The following is a 20,971-nucleotide window of genomic DNA, read 5'->3' on the forward strand; positions in this document are numbered from 1 at the left end:
CGCGATCAGGCGGACGCGCTGGGGGTCGGCTCGGCGGCCCGGTCCAGCGGCTTGCTCCCGGCACCGATGCCGGCGGCCCGGCGGGCCTCCCGGCGTGCCACCCAGCCGTAACCGAACAGCGCCATCACCGCGAAGAGCCACCACTGCACGACGTAGCCGAAGTTCTGCCAGTTGTTGGCGTGCCCGACCGGCACCGCCTTGAACGTCGGGTCGGCGGCCGGCGTCTGCTCGTCCAGCAGCAGGTACGCGCCGTACACCGGGTAGGGCAGCTCGCCGGCGAGGCGCGGCACGGCGATCCGGCGGGTTTCCAGCCGCCCGTCGCGCCGGCTGACCGCGCCGGCGCCGCTCTCCGTCTCGTGCACCCGACCCACCACCGTCACGTCGCCGGTGGGCGCGGCGGGCACCGGCGGCTGGGCGGTCGCGCCGCCCGGTGCCGGCGGAATCCAACCCCGGTCCACCAGCAGCGCCGAGCCGTCGGCGAGCACCAGCGGAGTGAGCACCTCGAAGCCCACCCGGCTGTCCACCGTCCGGCCCCGCACCAGCACCGTGTTCGTCGGGTCGTACCGGCCGGTGACGGTGACCCGGGTCCAGACCTTCTCCTTGGCGGGAGCCGGGCCGGCCCTGCCCGCGCCGCCGGTGGGTGCGCCCAGCGCGTCGGCCAGTGGCACCGGAGCCATCCGCTGGCCGGCGTCGATCCGCTCGTTGACCTCGGTACGCCCCCGGTAGCGGTCCAGCTGCCAGTTGCCGAGGAACACCATGACGGCGGCGGCGACCAGGGTCAGCGCGAGGGCGCCCAGCCAGCGTGGGCTCAGCAGGAACCGGTACACGGCACCGAGGCTACTCGTATGACCGGGACCACTGTCCGCGACCGGGCCGGGACGGTGCGCGCGGCCCCCGTTGGCGGTGCTCGCGCGTCGGGGCGGGCGGGTATCGTCACGCCGACGGATCGACCCCCCGGTCGCCCGTCGCGTACCCGCCGCCGCCCGCGAGGAGTCGATGATGACCGTCGTGCCGCGCCTGGTGCTCAGCGCGCCGTCCTCCGGGCACGGTAAGAACGCGCTGGCGATCGGGCTGCTCGCCGCCCTGGCCGAGCGGGGTGTCGACGTCGCCGGGTTCAAGCTCGGCCCGGATCACGTCGACGCCGCCTACCTGGGCCTCGCCGCCGGTCGGCCCGGCCGGGTGATCGATCCCCGGCTGGTCGGTGTCGACCGTCTCGCCCCGCTGGTCGCGCACGGCGCGGCGGGTGCCGGGCTCGCCGTGGTGCAGGGCAGCATGGGCCTGTACGACTCGGTCGGTGGCCGCCCCGAGCAGGAGTCCACGGCCGCCGCGGCCACCGCGCTGCGCAGCCCGGTGGTGCTGGTGGTCGACGTGGCCGCGATGGGCCAGTCGGTGGCCGCCCTGGTGCACGGGTTCCGCTCGTACGACGAGCAGCTCTGGTTGGGCGGGGTGATCCTCAACCGGGTCGCGTCGTCCCGGCACGAGGGGATGCTGCGGGAGGCGCTCGACGACGTGGGTGTGCCCGTCTATGGGGCGCTGCGCCGTCAGGACCTGCCGGCGGTGCTGCCGTCTCGGCGGCACGGCGTGGCGCCGGTGGTCGACGGGTCCGCGGACGCCGTCCGCGCGGTCCGCCGGCTGGGTGAGGCGGTCGCCGCCACGGTCGATCTGGAACGGCTGCTCGGGCTGGCCCGCTCGGCCCCGCCGCTGCCGGCGCCGGCCTGGTCGCCGCAGGAGGCGCTGGGCGCGTTGGCCGTCCCGGCTGCGCGTCCGCTGGTGGCGCTCGCCGGTGGGCCGGGCGGCAGCTTCAGCCACCCGGAGACCGCCGAGCTGCTGCGGGCCGCCGGCGCCGAGGTGGTCACGATCGATCCGCTGCGCGACGAGGCGCTGCCGGTGGGCACCCGCGCGCTGGTCGTCGGTGGCGCGCTGCCCGAGGCGTACGCCGAGCAGTTGTCGGCCAACCGGCGGCTCTGCATCGCGGTGGCCGAGTTGGCGCGTACCGGGCGGCCGGTGATCGCCGAGGGCGCCGGCCTGCTGTGGCTGGCGCGGGAGTTGGACGGCCTGCCGATGTGCGGTGTGCTCGACGCGGTCGGTGTCAGCCGGGACGGCCTGGTGGTGGGCTACCGGGAGGCGACGGCCCAGACGGACAGCGTGGTCGCCGCGGCCGGCACGGTCCTGGTGGGGCACAAGGAGCACCGGGCGGTGCTGACGCCGCGCGCCGGTCAGCGTCCGGCCTGGAGTTGGGACGGCGGCACGCCGGAGGGGTTCGTGTGGCGCAACGTGCACGCCTCGCAGCTCACCCTGCACTGGGCCGGTCATCCGGCGACCGCGGCCCGGTTGGTCGCCGCCGCGGCGACCGAGCCCGCGGATGAGGTGGTGCCCGCGCAGCCCGGTGGGGTGCCGGCGTGATCGGTCAGGTGGCGGTGCGCCGCTTCCCGGCGTTGACCGTCTCCACCCCTCGTACGGAGGTGCGGCGGGTCGTCGCCGCGGACGCGGCGGCGGCCGGGGAGATCTTCGCGGACAAGCTGACCCGGCGGTGGCTGCCGTTGGCCGACGACTCCGGCCCGATCGACGGGCACGCCTGGTGCACGGATCTGGCCCGGCAGCGGCGCGACAGCGGCGACGGTGACCACTACACGGTGCTGCGTCGTGAGGACGACCAGGTGGTGGGCTCGCTGTGGACGAGGCGCACCGACTGGGGTGCCCGCGCCACCGAGGTGTCCTACGCGATGGCACCGCACGCGCGTGGTTTCGGGCTGGCCGCCGAGGCGGTGGACGCGGTGGCCATCGCGTTGATCCTGGAGCACGGTTTCCAGCGCGTGGAGCTGCGGGTGGCCCCCGGCAACCTGGCCTCGCGCCGGGTCGCCGAGAAGGCCGGGTTCAGCTACGAGGGTCTGCTGCGCAACGCGGGTTTCGTCGGCGGCGGCCGGGTGGACCTGGAACTCTGGTCGTTCGTGGCCGCCGACCTGCGCTGAGCGACGGTCACCCGACGATGGCGTCCGAGGGCGGTGTGAACTGGCGGGTGGGTTGTCCCTTCAGCCCGTCGCGCAGGGTCTCCGAGACCGCCTTGATCGGGATCTGGGACTGTCCGTCACCGACCGCGTTGAACGGGTTGTCCGGGTCGGAGATGAAGCTCGCCGCCGCCAGTTCCGGGGTGTAGCCGACGAACCAGGCCGAGCGGGTGCTGTCGGTGGTGCCGGTCTTGCCGGCGACCGGGCGGCCGACCGTACCCCGCACGCTGTCGGCGGTGGACCACCCGCCGCAGCCGCCGCGTGCCGGCCGGTCCCCCGTGGGGCAGCGGGCCGCGTCGGTGGCTGCTCGGGCGGCGTCCGCGCTGACCACCTGCCGGCAGCGGGGCTTGGCCACCTCGCGGTGGATGCCACCGGGTGTGGCGTATGTGGCCGGGGTGCCGTCCCGGTTCATGATCGCCTGCACCGGGATCGCCTCGCAGTAGCGGCCGTCGGCCGCGACGGCGGCGTACGCGTTGGCCATCTCCAGCGGAGTGGCGTCGGAGACGCCCAGGGTGAACGCGCCCCACTTCTTCGCCTTGCCCGGGGACGCCTGTTCCCGGTCGACGTCGGTGCGCCAGCGCAGCCCGAGTTGTTCGGCCAGTCGGACGGCCCGGTCCGCGCCGACCTTCTCCTCCAGCCACACGAAGTACGTGTTGACCGATTTGCCGAAGCCGGACCACATGGTCTGCTCGCCGGTCATCGCGCCGCTGGCGTTGGAGGGCGCCCAGCCGTCGTACACGGACGACTTGTAGCGGTACGGGGCGTTGAAGGACGTGGAGAGTGTCATCCCGGAGTCCAGTGCGGCCAGCATCGGGAACATCTTGAACGTCGATCCGGCCTGGTAGCCGGGCAGGTCACCGCCGCCGAGCAGCGGCGCAACCGTGTTCGGATAGTTGGCCTTCACGTTCGGCCCCGCCTCGGGGTTGGAACTCTGCGGGTTCTCGGCCAGGTCGAGCGAGTAGGTGCGGTTGACCGCCATGGCCTTCACCCGTCCGGTGCCGGGTTCGGAGACCACGATGCCGTTGGCGAAGGGGCTGCCGGTGTTCTCCTTGGTGCCGACGCTCTTCTCCGCCGCGTCCTGGACCTTCGGGTCGATGCTGAGCACGATCCGGTAGCCGCCACGGCGCAGCTTGTCGATCCGTTCCAGCCGGTTCGCCCCGAACGCGGGCTGCGCGCTCCACCAGTTCTTCAGGTAGTCGCAGGCGAAGCCCCAGCTGTTGAACTTCTGCGGGATCGCGGCGCAGTCGTTGGGCGGGTTGGTCAGCTTCAGCCGGATCGGCTCGGACTTGGCCGCGGCGGCGGAGTCGGGGGAGAGGTACCCGAGCTGGCTCATCCGGTCCAGGACGTAGTTGCGCCGCCCGGTGGCCTCCTTCTGGTCGGAGTCGGCCGGGTCGTACTCGGACGGGGACTTGACCAGCCCGGCGAGGGTGGCCGCCTCGACCGGGGTGAGGTCCTTGGGGGTCTTGGAGAAGAAGATCTCGCTGGCGGCGTAGATGCCGTACGCGCGGTGACCGAAGTACGCGGAGTTCAGGTACCGCTCCATGATGTCTTCCTTGCTCATCTCCTTCTCCAGGTCCAGCGCCATCCGCATTTCCTTGACCTTGCGCAGGCTGGTCTGCTGGGTGGCCTCCTGGACCTCCTTCGGCGTGGTCGCGCTGTCCCGCAGGGCCATCCGGACGTACTGCATGGTCAGCGTGGAGGCGCCCTGGGACACGCCGCTGGAGTGGGCGTTCGCGACGAAGGCGCGGGCCACGCCCTTCGGGTCGACGCCGTGGTGCTGGTAGAAGCGGGAGTCCTCGGCCGCCACGATCGCCTGCTGGATGTTCGGCGACATGTCCGACAGCTTGGTGTACTGCCGGTACTCCTCGTAGAACATGGTCAGCACCGTCTTGCCGTCGGGGGCGTAGAGGTACGAGGTCTCGGCGGGCAGGGCGGTGGTCAGCAGTTTGGTCTTCTGCTCCACGGCGTGCGCGGTGGCCTTCGCGCCGAGTCCGGTGACGGCGACCAGCGGGTACGCGGCGGCGGCGATCACGATTCCGGCGATGAGCCCGGCGCGGAGGAGAGGGACGAGTCGACCAGCGGCAGCAAGGGGTCGGTTGCTCACAGGGTCAAGTTATGACATTTCCGATTCGTACATGAGAAGAACTCATAAATCCGCGAGTGGTGACGCGGCTTACGTCGAGATCGGCTGTCCCACCGGCCGCCTTCCCGGCAGGATCGCGGACATGTCTGATCAGCCGAGCGCACCGGCGCCGACCGTCGGGGTGGAGCCGGACCTCGCGCACCACGGCGACGCGGAGGCGACCGCCGGCCTGATCGACCTCGCCGTCAACGTCCGCCAGGCGCCACTGCCGTACTGGCTGGCCGACCCGATCACCGCCACCCTCACCGACCTGGCCCGCTATCCGGACCCGTCGCCGGCCCGGACCGCGGTCGCCGCCCGGCACCGGCGTCACCCGGACGAGGTACTGCTCACCGCCGGCGCCGCCGAGGGTTTCGTGTTGATCGCCCAGGCGCTGCGCGGGGTCCGGCGGCCGGTCGTGGTGCATCCCCAGTTCACCGAGCCGGAGGCGGCGCTGCGGGCCGCCGGTCACCCGGTCGAGCGGGTGCTGCTGGACCCGGCCGAGGACTTCCGTCTCGACCCGGGCCTGGTGCCCGACGACGCCGACCTGGTCATGATCGGCAACCCGACGAACCCCACCTCCGTGCTGCATCCGGCGCGGACCGTGGCCGCGCTGGCCCGCCCCGGCCGGGTGCTGGTCGTCGACGAGGCGTTCGCCGACACCACCACCGCCCCCGGCCACACCGGCGAGCCGGAGTCGCTGGCCGAGCGGCGTGACCTGCCCGGGCTGCTCGTGCTGCGCAGCCTCACCAAGACCTGGGGCCTGGCCGGCCTGCGGATCGGCTACCTGCTCGGCGCGCCCGACCTGCTGGCCCGGCTGGCCGCCGTCCAACCCCTGTGGGCCGTCTCCACGCCGGCGCTGGCCGCCGCGTCGGCCTGCGCCAGCCCCGTCGCGGTCCAGGCCGAACGCGCGATCGCCGCCGACCTCGCCGCCGACCGCGACCACCTGGTCGCGCGCCTGGCCGACCTGCCCGGCGTACGCGTCGTCGGCCGCCCGGCCAGCGCGTTCGTCCTGCTGCACCTGCCCGGGGCGAGCCGGGTACGAGCCGCCCTGCGCGACCGGGGGTGGGCGGTGCGCCGGGGCGACACGTTCCCCGGGCTCGGGCCGGACTGGCTGCGGGTGGCGGTACGCGACCGAAACACCATCGACGCGTTCATCGAGGTGCTGCGCGAGACCATGGAGGCATGATGTTGGAGACCACGATCGCGGCGATCCGACCCCCGGACGAGTCGGCCATGGCGGCCGCCCGTGAGCTGCACGGCCGGCTGACCAAGCCGGCGGGATCGCTGGGCGCGCTGGAGGAGCTGTCCGTACGCCTCGCCGGTCTCGCCGGGGCCTGCCCGCCGCCGCTGCCCGAGCCGGCCGCGGTGGCGATCTTCGCGGGTGACCACGGGGTGCACGCCCAGGGGGTGTCCCCGTGGCCGCAGGAGGTCACCGGGCAGATGATCGGCAACTTCCTGGCCGGCGGGGCGGTCGTCAACGCGTTCGCCCGGCAGGCCGGCGCCTCGGTCACCGTCGTCGACGTCGGCGTGGCCCACCCGCTGCCCTCCGACGCGGCCGGGCCCGATCGTGCCGGGCTCGACGCGGCCGGGCCCGATTCGGCCGTGCTCGACCCGGCGGTGCCCCGGCTGGTCGTCGCGTCGGTCCGCCGGGGTACCCGGGACCTCGCGGTGACCGCCGCGCTGACCCGGGACGAGGCGCTGGCGGCGGTGCAGACCGGTATCCGGATCGCCGACGAGCTGATCGACGCCGGCGCCCGCATCCTGCTCACCGGTGACATGGGCATCGGCAACACCACCCCGGCCGCCGCGCTGATCGCCGCCTTCACCGGCGCCGACCCGCTCGACGCCACCGGCCGGGGCACCGGGGTCGACGACCCGACGTTCGCGCACAAGGTGGCCGTGGTGCGGGCCGCGCTGGCCCGGCACACGCCCGACCCGGCCGACCCGCTGGGCGTGCTGGCCGCCGTCGGTGGCCTGGAGCACGCCGCGCTGGCCGGGCTGATCCTGGGCGCCGCGGCCCGCCGCACACCGGTGCTGCTCGACGGCGTGATCGCGGTGTCCGCCGCGCTCGCCGCCGCGGCGTTCGCCCCGGACGCGGTCGGTGCCATGGTCGCCGGTCACCGCTCGGCCGAGCCGGGCGCCACGGTGGCGCTGCGGCACCTGGGCCTCGACCCGCTGATCGACCTGGGGTTGCGTCTCGGCGAGGGCACCGGCGCGCTGCTGGCGCTGCCCGTGGTCACCGGCGCCGTCCGGGTGCTGCACGAGGTGGCCACCTTCGACTCCGCCGGGGTGGCCGAGAAGTGATCGCGCGCGTCCGGCTCGGTGGTGCGGTGTGAGCACCAGTCCGTACCCCCTGGGCCTGCGCCTCGATGGGCGGCGGGTGGTCGTGGTGGGCGGCGGCGCGGTCGCCACCCGCCGCGTGCCGGCGTTGCTGGACGCCGGCGCGGACGTCCTGCTGGTGGCGCCGGAGCTGACCCCGGCGCTGCGCGCCCACGTGAATGCCGACCGGCTGCGCTGGGCGCCACGCCGGTTCACGCCCGAGGATCTGGACGGGGCGTGGCTGGTCCAGGTGGCGATCGACGATCCGGCCGCCGCCGAGTCGGTGAGCGTCGCCGCCGCCGAACGGCGGATCTTCTGCGTCCGGGCCGACGACCGGACGGCCGCCACGGCCTGGACTCCGGCGGTGACCCGACACGGTCCGGTCACCGTGGCCGTGCTCGGCGGCGGGGATCCCCGACGGGCGATGACCGTCCGCGACGCGATCCGTGACCTGCTCGCCGCCCGCCTCGTGCCCGAGGGTGCCGCCCGGACGCGCGGCGCGACCGAGGCGACCGAGGCGACCGGCGCGACCGGCGCGACCGACGCGACCCGGGGGCGGCGGTCCGGGCGGGTGGCACTGGTCGGGGCCGGCCCGGGCGACCCGGAACTGATCACGGTGAAGGGTTGGCGGCTGCTCACCGAGGCCGACGTGGTGGTCGCCGACCGGCTGGTCCCCGGGCTGCTCCTGGACGAGCTGCGCCCCGACGTCGAGCTCGTGGACGCCTCGAAGATCCCCTACGGCCCGTCCCGGGCGCAGGAGGAGATCAACCAGATCCTGGTCGACCGTGCCCTGGCGGGTGCCTTCGTGGTCCGGCTCAAGGGCGGTGACCCGTACGTCTTCGGGCGGGGCGGCGAGGAGCTGCTGGCGTGCGCCGAGGCCGGCGTGCCGGTGACCGTCGTGCCGGGGGTGACCAGCTCGATCGCCGCCCCGGCCGCGGCCGGGATCCCGGTCACCCATCGGGGGGTGGCGCACGAGTTCACCGTGGTCTCCGGGCACCTGGCACCCGACTCGCCGGCCTCGCTGGTGCGCTGGGACGCCCTCGCGGGTCTGCGCGGGACGCTGGTGATCCTCATGGGGCTGAAGAACCTCCCCGCCATCACGGCCACCCTCATCGCGCACGGCCGGTCGGCGCAGACACCGGCCGCCGTCGTCCAGGAGGCCACCACGGGTGCCCAGCGGGTGCTGCGCTCGACGCTCGGCGCGGTCGCCGCCGACCTGGCCGCCGCCGACCTGCGCCCGCCCGCCGTCGTCATCGTGGGCGACGTGGTGGAGGCACTCGGCCGCTAACAATGGCACGAGTCCACGCGCGATGGAGCTGCCCGGGCGGTACGTGCGGGTTCGGGCGCGGGGTAGTCCGGCGGTGCGGGCGGCAGAGACTGGCCCGTCATTGTGGCCGTGGTTGCGCTGTTCAAGATCCCGCCGGAGCGACTTCCTGCGGTACTGAAGGCACTCGGGGAACTGTTCCGCATCGGGTCATGGTTTCGCCGTGCGCCTTGATCAGCCAACGGACGCTTTCGGTAGCCGGGTGGGGTCACGGAAAGTCACCGCACCCGGCCCCGTTTTCAGGCGTTGAACTTGCCGCCCTTGATGCCCTGGACGAAGCCGGTCCACTGGTCGGCGTTGAACGACAGTACCGGCCCCTGCCGGTCCTTGCTGTCGCGGACCATGACGACCTGAAGCGGTGTGGCGACCTCGACGCAGTCCCCGCCCCCGTTACTCCGCGTGCTCTTCTTCCAGTTCAGCATGGTCATGTCTGTTCCTCTGCGATTGATGCGATGAGCTTGCGAGACTGCGCCTCGCTGAGGGCTTTCTCTTCGGTGGCGGACCATACGTCTCCGTACGCCTCGACCTCCGCAGGCTTGTCGAGGTACAGAGCGCCGGTCAGCCCGTCGGAGTAGATGATTGACGGTTCGCTACCCCCGTCGAAGTCGAGGATCGTGAACGCTCCGTTGGTCATGCTGGCACGGTGCAGGTCGACATTGAACGGCACCACCCGGAGGGACACGTTGGGTTGGCGGCTGACCGTGACCAGGTGGCCGAGCTGTTCAGCGTCCACACCTCGGCGTAGGACAGCCTCGTCAAGCATGATGTCGACTCGGGGCGCGCGGGGTGTGGACACCACTCGCCCTGCGCGGGGTCACCCTGCCCAACGTGTGGTCGTGGCAGAAATGGCGGAACGTCTGCAAGTGCGGTAGCGAGCTGCCCTGCCGAACCCGGCACAAGGTCCCGATCAATCGTGGGCATTGGCCGGGTGGGAGCTGATGACCACACACGGGCCGCTCCTGCCCATCTGGACCTGCGGCGGGTGTGGTGCTCCCTGGCCGTGCCGTACCCGTCGCGCTGAGCTGCGAGCCGAGTACGACCAAGCCCCCGTGTCCCTGGCTCTCTACATGAGTTCGTGTCTGGTCTCCGCTACGCAGGACATGGGCTGGGCTCCGGCGGGGCTACTGCATCGGAGATTCGTGGGGTGGCTGCCGTGAAAGCCGGTGACCTGCTCTACGTGACCAGAGAGGCCAGCGTGCAGTTCATCCGCCCCATCAGATTCCGCGTGATCCGCGTGCTCGACTGGATCACGTACGACGGGTGGGTCTGGCTCGACGGATACGAGACCAACGAGAAGGGCGACGCGGTGGCCCGCCGGTCGATCTTCGTCATGAAGGCCGGGCTGCGGTCCGCCCCGGCACCCGCGATGGTCGGGCAACCGGGGCGGAAGAGGGCTCCCAGTCGTCGTGTGACGGCCTAAGCCGTACCGGCGGGTCGCGTCGGACGGGTCCGCGCGTTGGGGTCGCCTCCGGACCCGCTGAGAACGCCTCGGATCGTTGAGCTGTGCCAGCGGTCGCCACCGTGCGCTGTCGGCACCCGATCGGCGTTGAGCTGGTCAGCGATGGCGCGCAGGGTGTGGCCGTTGGACCGCAGGCGACGGATGCGCCGGATGACGGGCTTGGGGACGAGGATCGGTCGACCCAGCTTGACGCCGAGCTCCTTAGCTTCCGCGAGGGCTTCCACCGTGCGCTGGCTAATGATCTCGCGTCGTGAGGTCCTCTCGTCAGGGTTCGTGTCACTGATCCGAGCCGTTGGAGCACTGACGGCTCCGAGTGAGACGGAGCAGCCGGCACCATTCATCGTTCAGCTTGGGAAACCACCGTGAACAGTTCGGGCCGGAACGGGACCGTTCCGGACACGCCGCGGAGGACGTCGAACAGAGCAGACGGGGCCGGAGCGTGTGCGCTCCGGCCCCGTCGTCGTACGTGCTGTCGAACTACTGCTTGAGCATGTTGTCCAGCAGGAGGGCGCAGCGGATCAGCCCGAGGTGGCTGTACGCCTGCGGGTGGTTGCCCAACCCGCGCTCGGCGAGCGGGTCGTACTGCTCGGGGAGCAGCCCGGTCGGGCCGGCCGTGAGCACCATCTGCGCGAACAGCTCCTCGGCGTCGGTGCGGCGGCCGGTGCGCAGGTACGCCTCGATCAGCCACGCCGTGCAGATGTGGAAGCCGCCCTCGCGGCCGGGCAGGCCGTCGTCCCAGTGGTAGCGGTAGACGACCGGGCCGCTGCGCAGGTCCGCCTCGATCTTCAGAACGGTGGACAGGAAGCGCGGGTCGTCGCCGGCGAGCAGCCCGGAGAGGCCGATCCAGAGCGACGACGCGTCCATGTCCTCATCGCCGTACGCGACGCTGTACGCCTCGACCGCCTCGTGCCAGCCGTGCTCCAGCACGTTGGCGCCGATCCGGTCGCGCAGGTCCTTCCACTCCGAGCGGTCCTCGCCGCCGTGCTGGCGCATCACGTGCAGCGCCCGGTCGACGGTCATCCAGCACATCACCTTGGAGAACACGTGGTGCCGTGGTGGCAGCCGGGCCTCCCAGATGCCGTGGTCGGGCTCGTGCCAGCGGCGGCGGACCGCCTCGACCATGTTCTCCAGCACCCGCCACTCGTCGTCGCGGACCGAGCCGCGGGCGTCGGCGACGGCCGCGATCAGGTCGGCGATCGGGCCGAAGACGTCCAGCTGAAGCTGGTGGTTCGCCAGGTTGCCGACCCGTACCGGCCGGGAGCCGGCGTACCCGGGCAGCGTGTCGATGACCGCCTCGGCGCCCAGCTCGTAGCCGTCGATCGTGTACAGCGGATGCAGCCGCTCCGGGTGGCCGCCGGTGCGCTCGATGCAGCCGTCCACCCAGCGCAGGAACGCCTCGGCCTCCTCGATGGAGCCGAGGTCGACCAGCGCGCGGGCGGTCAGCGCGGCGTCGCGCAGCCAGCAGTAGCGGTAGTCCCAGTTGCGGACGCCGCCCAGCTCCTCGGGGAGCGAGGTGGTGGCCGCCGCCAGGATCGAACCGGTGGCCTCGTGGCAGAGACCGCGCAGGGTGAGCGCGCTGCGGGCGACCAGCTCGCGGGAGGTGGAGGGCAGCCGCAGCGAGGCCACCCAGTCCTTCCACGGCTGCTCGGCCGCCGCCTGCCGCTCGTGGATCGGCACCCGGTGGTGCTCCAGGCTGTGCGTGCCGAAGCGCAGCTCCAGCACGACCTGCCCACCGGCGGCGGCGAGGTCGACGATGGCCTTGGCCGTCTCGTACCCGCCGTCGTTGTCGACCTGCCACTGCACGCCGGGGGAGTAGAGGGCCACCGGCTCGTTGGAGCCGAGCACCAGCAGGCCGTCGCCGAGCGGCTGCAGCTGCACGGCGACCTGGCCGAACTCGGGGCGGGGCGCGAACTCCACCCGGACCCGCCCGCTGCCGGTGAGCACCCGGACCAGTGTCGAGTCGCCGGTGATGACCGCCGGGCTGTCGTCCGGAGTGGTCTCGTGGGCCGGCTTGTCCAGCCAGTCGGTGACGGTGAGCCCGGACCACCGGGTCTCCACGGTCATCGTGCCCGAGCGGTAGCGCTGACCCAGCGGGATGCCACCGCGTTCCGGGGTGACGCTGAAGTGACCGGCCGGGCTGCCACCGACCAGGTCGGCGAAGATCGCCGCCGAGTCGGCCTTGGGGTGGCAGAGCCAGCTGACCTTGGCCTCGGGGGTGAGCAGAGCGACGGTACGGCCGTTGGCCAGCATGGAGTGCCGCTCGATGGGCACCGCCCGCTCGCCGAACAGCCAGTGTCGGCGGGTCTCCAGCAGCAGCCCGAGTGCGCGGGCCGCCTCGATCGGCTCGGCCACCCGGTAGCTGGCCTGGGTGTCGCCGGGGCCGATCTTGATGCCGAGGTCCGGGCCGTGCAGGTTGCCGAACGCGTTCTCGTCGGTGACGTCGTCACCGATGAAGAGCACCGCGCTGGCCGAGAGCTGGGTGCGCAGCTGGTCGACGGCGGTGCCCTTGTGGGTGGCCACCACGGAGAGTTCGATGACCTCTTTGCCCTGGGTGACCGTGACACCGTCGAAGGCGGCCGGGCCGTTGCGCACCGCCTCGATGGCGGCGGCGGCGACCTGCGGGTCGACGCCGCGGGTGTGCACGGCGACACTGGCCGGCTTGCGTTCCAGCCGGATGCCCGGGTGGTCGGCGGCGATCTCGCGCAGCGCGTTGCGCACCTGGGTGCGCACCGCCACCAGTTCGGGGGAGAGCCGCTCGACGAAGCCGATGTCGAACTCGGAGCCGTGGCTGCCGACGAGGTGCACCTCGCTGGGCAGCCGGGAGAGCGCGGCCAGGTCGCGCAGCGCCCGGCCGGAGACGACCGCCACGCTGGTCTGCGGCAGCGCGGCGAGGGCGCGGATCGCGGCCACCGACTCGGGCAGCGGTACGGCCGTGCTCGGATCCTCCACGATCGGCGCCAGCGTGCCGTCGTAGTCGCAGGCGATCAGGAGCTGGGGCACCCGGGCGATCCGGCCGATGGCGGATCGCAGCTCGGGGTCCATCACCCCGGTGGCGGTCGCCGCTCCGTCGTTGACGGACGTGTTCACGCGGCCTCCGCCTCGGAGACTCCCAGCTCGGAAAGGAACGACTTGGCCCAGTGGCCCACGTCGTGGGTACGCAGGTGACGTTGCATTGTCCGCATCCGGCGGCGTGCCTCGGTTTTCTCCACGTGCACGGCCCGGAGCAGGGCGTCCTTGACCGCGTCCGGGTCGTGCGGGTTACACAGAAATGCCTGGCGCAGCTCCGTTGCTGCGCCAGCGAACTCACTGAGGACGAGCGCCCCGCCCTGGTCGGCGCGCGATGCGACGTACTCCTTGGCTACCAGGTTCATTCCGTCTCGCAGCGGGGTCACCATCATCACGTCGGCAGCAACGTACATCGCGGCCAGTTCACTGCGACTGTACGACTGATGCAGGTAATGCACCGCCGGCACGCCGACCCTGCCGAATTCGCCATTGATCCGACCAACCTCGCGCTCCACCTTGACCCGAAGTGCCTGGTAGTGCTCGACGCGCTCGCGGCTCGGCGTGGCGACCTGCACCATAACCGCGTCCGGGACTGTCAACTTTCCGTCAGCGAGCAGTTCGCGGAAGGCCTTGAGCCGCAACTCGATGCCCTTGGTGTAATCCAGCCGGTCCACACCCAGGATGATCGTCTTCGGGTCGCCCAGCTCGGCGCGGATCTGCTTGGCGCGGGCCTGGACCGCCGGATCGGCGGCCATCCGCTCCATCTCCTGCGTGTCGATCGAGATGGGGAAGGCGCCCGCCTTCACCTGCCGCCCGTCGACCTGGATCATCTGCCCCTCGTAGCGCAGCCCGAGCAGGTGCCGGGCCAGCCGGACGAAGTTCTGCGCGGCCAGCCGCTGCTGGAAGCCGACCAGGTCGGCGCCGAGCAGGCCGCGCAGGATCTCGGTGCGGAACGGCATCTGCATGAACAGCTCGATCGGCGGGAACGGGATGTGCAGGAAGAAACCGATCCGCAGGTCCGGTCGCAGCTCCCGCAGCATCGCCGGGACCAGCTGGAGCTGGTAGTCCTGCACCCAGACCGTCGCGCCCTCGGCCGCGACGTCCGCCGCGGCCTCCGCGAACCGCGCGTTGACCAGGCGGTACGCCTCCCGCCAGCGCCGCTTGTAGGCCGGCGTCTCCACGGCGTCGTGGTATAGCGGCCAGATCGTCGCGTTGGACTGGCCCTCGTAGTAGCGCTCCAGCTCTTCGGCGCTCAACGGGACCGGGTGCAGGCGGATCCCCTCCAGGTCGAACGGCTCGGGCGCGGCACCGGTGCCGCCAGCCCAGCCGACCCAGGTGCCCTGATGTTCGGCGAGCACGGGATGCAGCGCGGTGACCAGCCCTCCGGGGCTGCGTCGCCACTGTCGTCCCTCGGGTGTGCTCACCTCGTCGACCGGCAGACGGTTCGCCACTACGACAAAGGAGCTACGGACGGTCACGATCGGCCACCTCCGGGTACTGACGGGTCCACCGCGATGAGCGTACTGAGCGTAGCTGCGGCGTCTTGTGCCTCGTGCCGGAGTCTCCTACCCGCCCCGCACGTGCCGAAATCCCGTCGGTGATCTTGTCGACAGTCGCCGCCCAGGGGCGGTCTGATGTGTTCGAATTGATCTATTCCTTGTGTCTGCTTGTGGGTTTTCCGGGGGGCATCTCATAGCTGGCGGCCGCTGAATTCGAAAAAGTGAATTTTTGTCGGTCGACTGCGGCCTTAGGTCGGTCGCGGGTGATTGAAAGCGGTATCCCAGTGATGTCACCGACGGTCGGTCCTCATCGACGACGTCGTCGTAGCAGGTGCACGGTCGTGCACGGTCACCGGCAGTTCGTCGTCGACGAACGCGGACCTTCTCGCCGTTGAGGTCGACGTTGCCGGAGACAAAGTCCTCCGGGCGCTAATCGGCATCATCTGACTTTGCCTGGACCGGCCCTGGCCACCCGACTGGGCCGATTTTTGCTAGCGAACAGTTCGCCTGTCAGCGTGGGCCTTGCTGTTTGTGGCGGCCATGCTCGCCGTGCTGACCGAGGGAGTTGTGCGAAGTGTCCCGGTGCCGCGCGACTGGGGGCGGAGGGGGCGACGGCCGACGCCGCGTCGAGGAATCCCATGCGGCGGATCGTAGGGCGGCACCATCCAAGGACGAGTCCCAGGTTGCATATACCCGGTATCGCATTTGGTCCGCGCCTCCCGCCGAGGGCGCCGCAGGAGGCGCAGTCGTCGAGCGGGGAGGGAGTGCCGCTGGCGGCGGATTCCCGAGACGCCGACCCCTGGGCTCTGGCCGCCCCGCTCTGCCGGATCGGCGCAGCTGCTCAGTGAACCAGGCGCGCGTCACCAAAACGCCCGGGTCCATGGTGAAAGGAATTCTGTGTGCAACGAGCCAGTTGCGGAGGTCTCTCGATTCGTCGCTTTTCGTGCCGCTCGTTAATCCTTTGAGAAGGTTGTAGAGCTGTTTTTCTTCTGGCGTCGCATGTTCGTGAGGGAGTGGCACATCACCATATTGGCTGATGAATGTTCCTATTCGTTCCAGTTTTTCGGTCAACGAGGGTGGGTTGTTACCGCTTCTGTTGTGGTGACGTGTGCGGGAGGGCGAGGGGAGATCTTTTTCAGGCATGGCTCTCCGGGATGAGGGGCACCTGCAACCGTGCGCTGACATAGTAACGGAGCGAGCTGCCCGCTGGTTCACAAAGGAGATCGTGGGTGTCCGGGCAGAGGCGTCGTCGTGGAACGCGCGGATCACTAGGTGTCCCGCACCGGGTTTGATGGAGGCATCGAAACCTGGGAGGAACACCAGCGATGCCGGCACCGAAGAAGTACAACGATGAGCTGCGTGAGCGTGCGACCCGGTGGCGATCGAGGCTCGCCGGGATACGGTGTCCGCGGTCGGAGCGATCCGCCGGATCGCGGGCCAGCTCGGGGTCCACCCGGAGGCTTGCGTACGTGGGTGAAGAAGGCCGAGGCCGACGCCGGTGACCGTCCGGGCACCACCAGTAGCGACGCCGAACGCCTCGCCGCGCTGGAACGGGAGAATCGTGAGCTGCGGCGGGCGAATCAGATCCTTAAGTCCGCGGTGATCGAGCAGGTCCACGCGGCCAACTATGGCGTCTACGGCGCCCGCAAGATGCGGCACGAGCTGCACCGCCAGGACGGCTCCTACGACAACGTCATGGCCGAGGCGTTCAACTCCCTCTACAAGGCTGAACTCGTCCGCAACCGCGGTCCGTGGCGCGGGCTCGACGACCTTCACCGGTGAGTTGGAAGCCCGCCTGCCGTACGCCTGCCGTAGCGCACGCCGGGTCCGCTCGCCGGCCATTCGCTCGCGCACGCTGTCGGTGACGAATGCCGAGACGTTGGCCTCCTTCGCCAACCGCTCCGCCACGTCGTCGGGCACGCTGATGGCGATCTTCTCGGTCATACCACGGGCGCTAGCCAGTAATACTGGTGCTGGTAACGCAGCACGCGGCGTACTCCTGGGGCGGGGTGATGTGGGCGAAGCGCGCCGTACCTGTCAGGATTGACGATGGCGTGCGCGCGGCCGGCTCCCGGCCGGCGGCAGCGGGCGGTCCTCGCAGCCCGCGCCCGCGCCCGATCAGGCGACAGCAATCCGACGGAGGTAGCCCGCACCGTGGCCCAGTACATCTACGTCCTGGAAAAGGCGCGCAAGGCGCACGGCGACAAGGTCGTGCTCGACAACGTGACGCTGAGCTTCCTGCCGGGGGCCAAGATCGGTGTGGTCGGTCCGAACGGCGCCGGTAAGTCCAGCCTCCTCAAGATCATGGCAGGGCTGGACAAGCCGAGCAACGGCGAGGCCCGGCTGATGCCCGGCTACACCGTCGGCATGCTCGCCCAGGAGCCCCCGCTCAACGACGCCAAGACGGTGCTCGGCAACGTCGAGGAGGCGGTCGCCGAGACCAAGGCCAAGCTGGAGCGGTTCAACAAGATCGCCGAGCAGATGGCGACCGACTACTCCGACGAGCTGATGGAGGAGATGGGCAAGCTCCAGGAGGAGCTGGACCACGCCGACGCGTGGGACATCGACTCCAAGCTCGAGCTGGCCATGGACGCGCTGCGCTGCCCGCCGCCGGACGCCGACGTGACCCAGCTCTCCGGTGGTGAGCGCCGCCGCGTCGCGCTCTGCAAGCTGCTGCTGGAGGCGCCCGACCTGCTGCTGCTCGACGAGCCCACCAACCACCTGGACGCGGAGAGCGTCTCCTGGCTGGAGCAGCACCTGGCCAAGTACGCCGGCACCGTCATGGCGATCACCCACGACCGGTACTTCCTGGACAAGGTCGCCGGCTGGATCCTGGAGCTGGACCGCGGCCGGGCCATCGGCTACGAGGGCAACTACTCCACCTACCTGGAGAAGAAGGCCGCCCGGCTGGCCGTCGAGGGCCGCCGCGACGCGAAGATGAAGAAGCGCCTCACCGAGGAGCTGGAGTGGGTCCGCTCCAACGCCAAGGCCCGGCAGACCAAGTCCAAGGCCCGTCTGGACCGGTACGACGAGATGGCCACCGAGGCGGAGAAGACCCGCAAGCTGGACTTCGAGGAGATCCAGATCCCGCCGGGCCCGCGCCTGGGCAGCACCGTCATCGAGGCGAACGGTCTCAGCAAGGGCTTCGGCGACCGGCTGCTGATCGACAACCTGTCGTTCTCGCTGCCGCGTAACGGCATCGTCGGCATCATCGGCCCCAACGGCGTCGGCAAGACCACGCTGTTCAAGACCATCGTCGGGCTGGAGGAGCCGACCGGCGGCGAGGTCCGGGTCGGCCCGACGGTCTCGCTGTCGTACGTCGACCAGAACCGGCAGGGCCTCGACGGTGACAAGACCGTCTGGGAGGTCGTCTCCGACGGGCTGGACTACCTGATGGTGGGCAAGGTCGAGATGCCGTCGCGGGCGTACATCGCCGCGTTCGGCTTCAAGGGCCCGGACCAGCAGAAGCCGACCAAGGTGCTCTCCGGCGGCGAGCGCAACCGGCTCAACCTGGCGCTGACCCTGAAGATCGGCGGCAACGTCATCCTGCTCGACGAGCCGACGAACGACCTGGACGTGGAGACCCTCTCCAGCCTGGAGAACGCGCTGCTGGAGTTCCCCGGCTGCGCCGTGGTCATCTCCCACGACCGGATGTTCCTGGACCGGGTCGCCACGCACATCCTGGCCTGGGAGGGCGACGACCAGGACCCGGCCAGGTGGTTCTGGTTCGAGGGCAACTTCGAGGCGTACGAGAAGAACAAGATCGACCGCCTCGGCGCGGAGGCCGCCCGGCCGCACCGGGTGACCTACCGCAAGCTGACCCGCGACTGACCGGCCGACATGGTGTCTGACCGGTTCGTCTACCACTGCACACTGCGCTGGTCCGACCTGGACGCGTACGGCCACATCAACAACTCGCGCTTCCTCACCCTGTACGAGGAGGCCCGGGTGGCGTTGATGTTCGCCGGTGGCCGCGCCTGGGGGGTCGGCTCGTTCGCCGACGGGGTGGTGATCCGCCGGCACGAGGTCGACTATCTCCGGCCGGTGGACTACGCGCTGGGTCGGGCCACCGCCCAGGCCGCGCCCACGGTCCGGATCGAGCTGTGGGTGGAGGAGATCAGGGCCTCCCGGTTCACCGTCGCCTACGAGCTGTACGACGGTGACGTGCTTGCCAGTCGGGCCCGTTCGGTGCTGGTCCCGTTCGACCTGACCCGTCAGGTGCCCCGGCGGATCACCGCCGAGGAGCGGGAGTTCCTGCTGACCTACGCCCCGCAGGGCGGCGTGGCGTGACCCGGCCCGGTGCGACCGGAGCGGGTGGGGTGACATCGTCGACGCACGACCTCGCCGGGTCGGCCGACGCGGGGGCGTTCCTGGCCCGCCTGGTCCGGCTGGAGCCGGGTGCGCCGGTCCGGCTGCGGCCGGCCGGCGCGCCCGGCCGCGTCGCTCTCTGGGCGCGGCTGCCGTGGCAGGTGCTGGTGGTGCGCACGGTGGCCGGTGGGCCGGTCGACGGCGCCCCCGACGACGTCACGGTGGCCGCCGCGGAGCTGCTCGCCGAGTTGGAGCGTGGCGGCACGACGTTACCGACCCGTCGGGACGCGCAGTGGCGGTGGCCGCTGCCGCCGGCGCGCAGCCGACCGGTGGAGGTGCTGCCCGCCGCCGAGCTACGTCGGATCGCGGACGCCGCCGCCGGCACCCTCCGCACCGCGAGCCAGGAGGGTGTGGCCGGCCGGGCGGTCGGTCAGCGTGCCCTGCGGGACGCGCTGCTCGATCACGTGGCGGTGGTGGTCACGCCCGACGGACCGCCGGCGGCGCCGGTGGAGGTGCCGCAGCGGCTGGTGCAGGGGCTGGTTCGGATGGGTTTCCTCGGTGCCGCCGCCGGCCCGGTCGCCGGCGCGGACGAGCCGACCGTGCAGGTACGGGTGGCCGGCCGATGGGTTGGCCTGGTGGGACCATACGGAGCGGCCTGGTTGCAGAAGGCCACCGACCTCGCCTTAACACCCCTCGGGACTCATCCGAACGGATGACCCATGGTCATTCTTCTGGGCTGGGGCGGTCGTTGGGGGGATGCTTCAACCCGGCTGTCCGGGTACCGTCCATCCTCGGATCCAACGCACCGTAGGCGACTGGATCCGCTGGGGAGTGAGGTGCGCGAGCGATGCCGTGGTGGTCATGGCGCCCCGGTCCCGCCGACGGCGGCGATCCGGAAACCCGAAGCGGGATCACAGTGGAGAGCGCGGTCCGGGTCGGACCGCCCAGCCCCCGCCAGCCGGGGGACGACTGCCCGTCCAACGATCGACCCGTCCTGACGGAGATGCCCGCAACCGTCGAGCCGGTCAGTCTGCGCAGAGTCTGTGACGCGCTCGACCTGCTCGACGTGCGTTACCTGGCCGACGGCGACGGCAACCTGCTGGCCATGTGGGAGCGGCACGCCGTGCTGGTCGCCCTCGAAGGGCCGGAGGACGAGATTCTGGTGATGCGGGCACGCCCGCACGCCACCGTCCCGCCGGACTGGGCCGACCGGGCCTACCGGGTGGTCAACGAGTGGAACCACACCCGCCGGTTCTGCAAGGCGTACATCGGCGATCCGACGGAGCGCGGGCAGCTGCCGATCTACGCCGAGCTGCAGGTGCCGCTCGGCGCCGGCACGCACGACGCGCTGCTGGTCGAGATGCTCGACTGCGGCGCGGCGGTGGCCACCAGCTTCGTGGACTGGCTGCACGACGAGGGCGCGCTGCTCTGAGGCCGCCCCGGGTCGGGCGGGTCAGACGCCGTGGGCCGGATCTTCCTCGACGTTGACCATGAAGTACGCGGCACGCTCCAGGTAGTCCCAGAGCGTGCCGGCGATCTCCGGCTCGAGGTCGAGGCGGTCCACGGCGCGGCGCATGTTGCGCAGCCAGGCGTCCCGCTCGGCCGCGCCGATCCGGAAGGGCGCGTGCCGCATCCGCAGCCGTGGGTGCCCGCGCTGGGCGGAGTACGTGTTCGGCCCACCCCAGTACTGCATCAGGAACAGGGTCATCCGGTCCGCGGCCGGGCCCAGGTCCTCCTCCGGGTACATGGGCCGCAGCAGGGGATCGGTGGCGACGCCGGCGTAGAACTCGTCGACCAGCTTGCGGAAGGTGGGCTCGCCGCCGACCGCCTCGAAGAGGGTCGTCGACGCGCCGGGACGGTCGGATTCACCTGCGGGGTTCACCGCTCCATCCTGCCAGGTGCGTCCCGAGCCGGCCCGACCCGTAC

Annotated in this window: 17 protein-coding genes and 1 pseudogene; 11 read left to right on the forward strand and 7 right to left on the reverse strand. The window is 71.4% G+C overall.

Going from position 1 to position 20,971, the window contains the following annotated elements; genetic code table 11:
- Positions 1 to 5 precede the first annotated feature (5 nt).
- On the reverse strand, positions 6 to 827 hold the full coding sequence (locus O7620_RS00680) for an SURF1 family protein (RefSeq protein WP_278121227.1): 822 nt from the start codon (positions 825 to 827) through the stop codon (positions 6 to 8).
- A 172-nt stretch (positions 828 to 999) separates the two neighbouring features.
- On the opposite strand from O7620_RS00680, the gene O7620_RS00685 reads away from it, so the two are divergent.
- Both O7620_RS00685 and O7620_RS00690 read left to right on the forward strand, forming a co-directional pair.
- Positions 1,000 to 2,403 carry a cobyrinate a,c-diamide synthase gene (locus tag O7620_RS00685; protein ID WP_278121230.1) on the forward strand — a complete coding sequence of 468 codons (1,404 nt, stop codon included), beginning with the start codon at positions 1,000 to 1,002 and terminating at the stop codon, positions 2,401 to 2,403.
- Positions 2,400 to 2,969, forward strand: coding sequence for a GNAT family protein (locus O7620_RS00690; protein WP_151492175.1), 570 nt, complete (start codon positions 2,400 to 2,402; stop codon positions 2,967 to 2,969). The genes O7620_RS00685 and O7620_RS00690 overlap by 4 nt, the downstream gene beginning before the upstream one ends.
- Positions 2,970 to 2,976: 7 nt before the next feature.
- On the opposite strand, the gene O7620_RS00695 is transcribed toward O7620_RS00690, so the two are convergent.
- Positions 2,977 to 5,109 carry a transglycosylase domain-containing protein gene (locus O7620_RS00695; protein ID WP_278121233.1) on the reverse strand — a complete coding sequence of 711 codons (2,133 nt, stop codon included), beginning with the start codon at positions 5,107 to 5,109 and terminating at the stop codon, positions 2,977 to 2,979.
- Positions 5,110 to 5,230: 121 nt separating this feature from the next.
- On the opposite strand from O7620_RS00695, the gene cobC reads away from it, so the two are divergent.
- Genes cobC through cobA form a run of 3 tightly spaced genes read left to right on the forward strand, consistent with a single transcriptional unit; the run spans position 5,231 to position 8,737 of the window.
- Positions 5,231 to 6,316, forward strand: coding sequence for an Rv2231c family pyridoxal phosphate-dependent protein CobC (gene cobC / locus O7620_RS00700; protein ID WP_278121235.1), 1,086 nt, complete (start codon positions 5,231 to 5,233; stop codon positions 6,314 to 6,316).
- Positions 6,316 to 7,434 carry a nicotinate-nucleotide--dimethylbenzimidazole phosphoribosyltransferase gene (gene cobT / locus O7620_RS00705; protein WP_278126790.1) on the forward strand — a complete coding sequence of 373 codons (1,119 nt, stop codon included), beginning with the start codon at positions 6,316 to 6,318 and terminating at the stop codon, positions 7,432 to 7,434. The genes cobC and cobT overlap by 1 nt, the downstream gene beginning before the upstream one ends.
- A 28-nt stretch (positions 7,435 to 7,462) precedes the next feature.
- Positions 7,463 to 8,737 carry a uroporphyrinogen-III C-methyltransferase gene (cobA, locus tag O7620_RS00710; protein WP_278121237.1) on the forward strand — a complete coding sequence of 425 codons (1,275 nt, stop codon included), beginning with the start codon at positions 7,463 to 7,465 and terminating at the stop codon, positions 8,735 to 8,737.
- A gap of 275 nt (positions 8,738 to 9,012) precedes the next feature.
- Here cobA and O7620_RS00715 read toward each other — a convergent pair whose 3' ends face one another.
- Both O7620_RS00715 and O7620_RS00720 read right to left on the reverse strand, forming a co-directional pair.
- Positions 9,013 to 9,201 carry a DUF397 domain-containing protein gene (locus tag O7620_RS00715; RefSeq protein ID WP_278121239.1) on the reverse strand — a complete coding sequence of 63 codons (189 nt, stop codon included), beginning with the start codon at positions 9,199 to 9,201 and terminating at the stop codon, positions 9,013 to 9,015.
- On the reverse strand, positions 9,198 to 9,572 hold the full coding sequence (locus tag O7620_RS00720) for a DUF5753 domain-containing protein (protein ID WP_347403746.1): 375 nt from the start codon (positions 9,570 to 9,572) through the stop codon (positions 9,198 to 9,200). Before O7620_RS00720 ends, O7620_RS00715 begins: the two co-directional genes overlap by 4 nt.
- Before the next feature lie 345 nt (positions 9,573 to 9,917).
- Here O7620_RS00720 and O7620_RS00725 point away from each other — a divergent pair, with 345 nt between their 5' ends.
- Complete coding sequence (locus O7620_RS00725; protein ID WP_278121241.1) at positions 9,918 to 10,193, forward strand: hypothetical protein; 276 nt, start codon at positions 9,918 to 9,920, stop codon at positions 10,191 to 10,193.
- Positions 10,194 to 10,709: 516 nt separating this feature from the next.
- Here the strand turns inward: O7620_RS00725 and otsB are convergent.
- Positions 10,710 to 13,274 (reverse strand): trehalose-phosphatase, encoded by a 2,565-nt coding sequence (gene otsB / locus O7620_RS00730; RefSeq protein ID WP_278126792.1) that lies wholly within the window; start codon positions 13,272 to 13,274, stop codon positions 10,710 to 10,712.
- A 41-nt stretch (positions 13,275 to 13,315) separates the two neighbouring features.
- A complete protein-coding gene (locus O7620_RS00735) occupies positions 13,316 to 14,716 on the reverse strand; it encodes a trehalose-6-phosphate synthase (RefSeq protein WP_074313851.1) in 1,401 nt (466 codons plus the stop codon).
- A gap of 1,482 nt (positions 14,717 to 16,198) precedes the next feature.
- On the opposite strand from O7620_RS00735, the pseudogene O7620_RS32020 reads away from it, so the two are divergent.
- The 5 genes and pseudogenes from O7620_RS32020 to O7620_RS00760 all read left to right on the forward strand — a co-directional run.
- Positions 16,199 to 16,519 (forward strand): annotated as a pseudogene (locus tag O7620_RS32020) (IS3 family transposase); the annotation flags it as partial.
- Between the two features lie 372 nt (positions 16,520 to 16,891).
- The gene (ettA, locus tag O7620_RS00745) at positions 16,892 to 18,568 is read left to right on the forward strand and encodes an energy-dependent translational throttle protein EttA (protein WP_151492014.1); all 1,677 of its coding nucleotides are present in this window, start codon (positions 16,892 to 16,894) and stop codon (positions 18,566 to 18,568) included.
- Between the two features lie 12 nt (positions 18,569 to 18,580).
- Positions 18,581 to 19,027: a thioesterase family protein gene (locus tag O7620_RS00750; RefSeq protein WP_151492013.1), complete on the forward strand. Its 447-nt coding sequence runs from the start codon at positions 18,581 to 18,583 to the stop codon at positions 19,025 to 19,027.
- 29 nt (positions 19,028 to 19,056) lie between these two features.
- Positions 19,057 to 19,761, forward strand: a complete 705-nt coding sequence (locus O7620_RS00755) for a hypothetical protein (protein ID WP_278126794.1) — start codon at positions 19,057 to 19,059, stop codon at positions 19,759 to 19,761.
- A 131-nt stretch (positions 19,762 to 19,892) separates the two neighbouring features.
- Positions 19,893 to 20,477, forward strand: coding sequence for a YbjN domain-containing protein (locus tag O7620_RS00760; RefSeq protein ID WP_151492011.1), 585 nt, complete (start codon positions 19,893 to 19,895; stop codon positions 20,475 to 20,477).
- A 21-nt stretch (positions 20,478 to 20,498) separates the two neighbouring features.
- Here the strand turns inward: O7620_RS00760 and O7620_RS00765 are convergent, their stop codons facing one another.
- On the reverse strand, positions 20,499 to 20,927 hold the full coding sequence (locus O7620_RS00765) for a globin (protein WP_278121245.1): 429 nt from the start codon (positions 20,925 to 20,927) through the stop codon (positions 20,499 to 20,501).
- Positions 20,928 to 20,971 lie beyond the last annotated feature (44 nt).

The sequence above is a fragment of the Micromonospora sp. WMMD710 genome, from assembly GCF_029626045.1.
In the GTDB taxonomy this organism is placed as follows: Bacteria; Actinomycetota; Actinomycetes; order Mycobacteriales; family Micromonosporaceae; genus Micromonospora.

Excerpts from the sequence above, each read along its gene's own strand:
- O7620_RS00715 (WP_278121239.1), bottom strand. The coding sequence starts at position 9,201 with ATGACCATGCTGAACTGGAAGAAGAGCACGCGGAGTAACGGGGGCGGG.
- otsB (WP_278126792.1), bottom strand. The coding sequence starts at position 13,274 with ATGGACCCCGAGCTGCGATCCGCCATCGGCCGGATCGCCCGGGTGCCC.
- cobC (WP_278121235.1), top strand. The coding sequence starts at position 5,231 with ATGTCTGATCAGCCGAGCGCACCGGCGCCGACCGTCGGGGTGGAGCCG.
- O7620_RS00685 (WP_278121230.1), top strand. The coding sequence starts at position 1,000 with ATGACCGTCGTGCCGCGCCTGGTGCTCAGCGCGCCGTCCTCCGGGCAC.
- O7620_RS00760 (WP_151492011.1), top strand. The coding sequence starts at position 19,893 with ATGCCGTGGTGGTCATGGCGCCCCGGTCCCGCCGACGGCGGCGATCCG.
- cobT (WP_278126790.1), top strand. The coding sequence starts at position 6,316 with ATGTTGGAGACCACGATCGCGGCGATCCGACCCCCGGACGAGTCGGCC.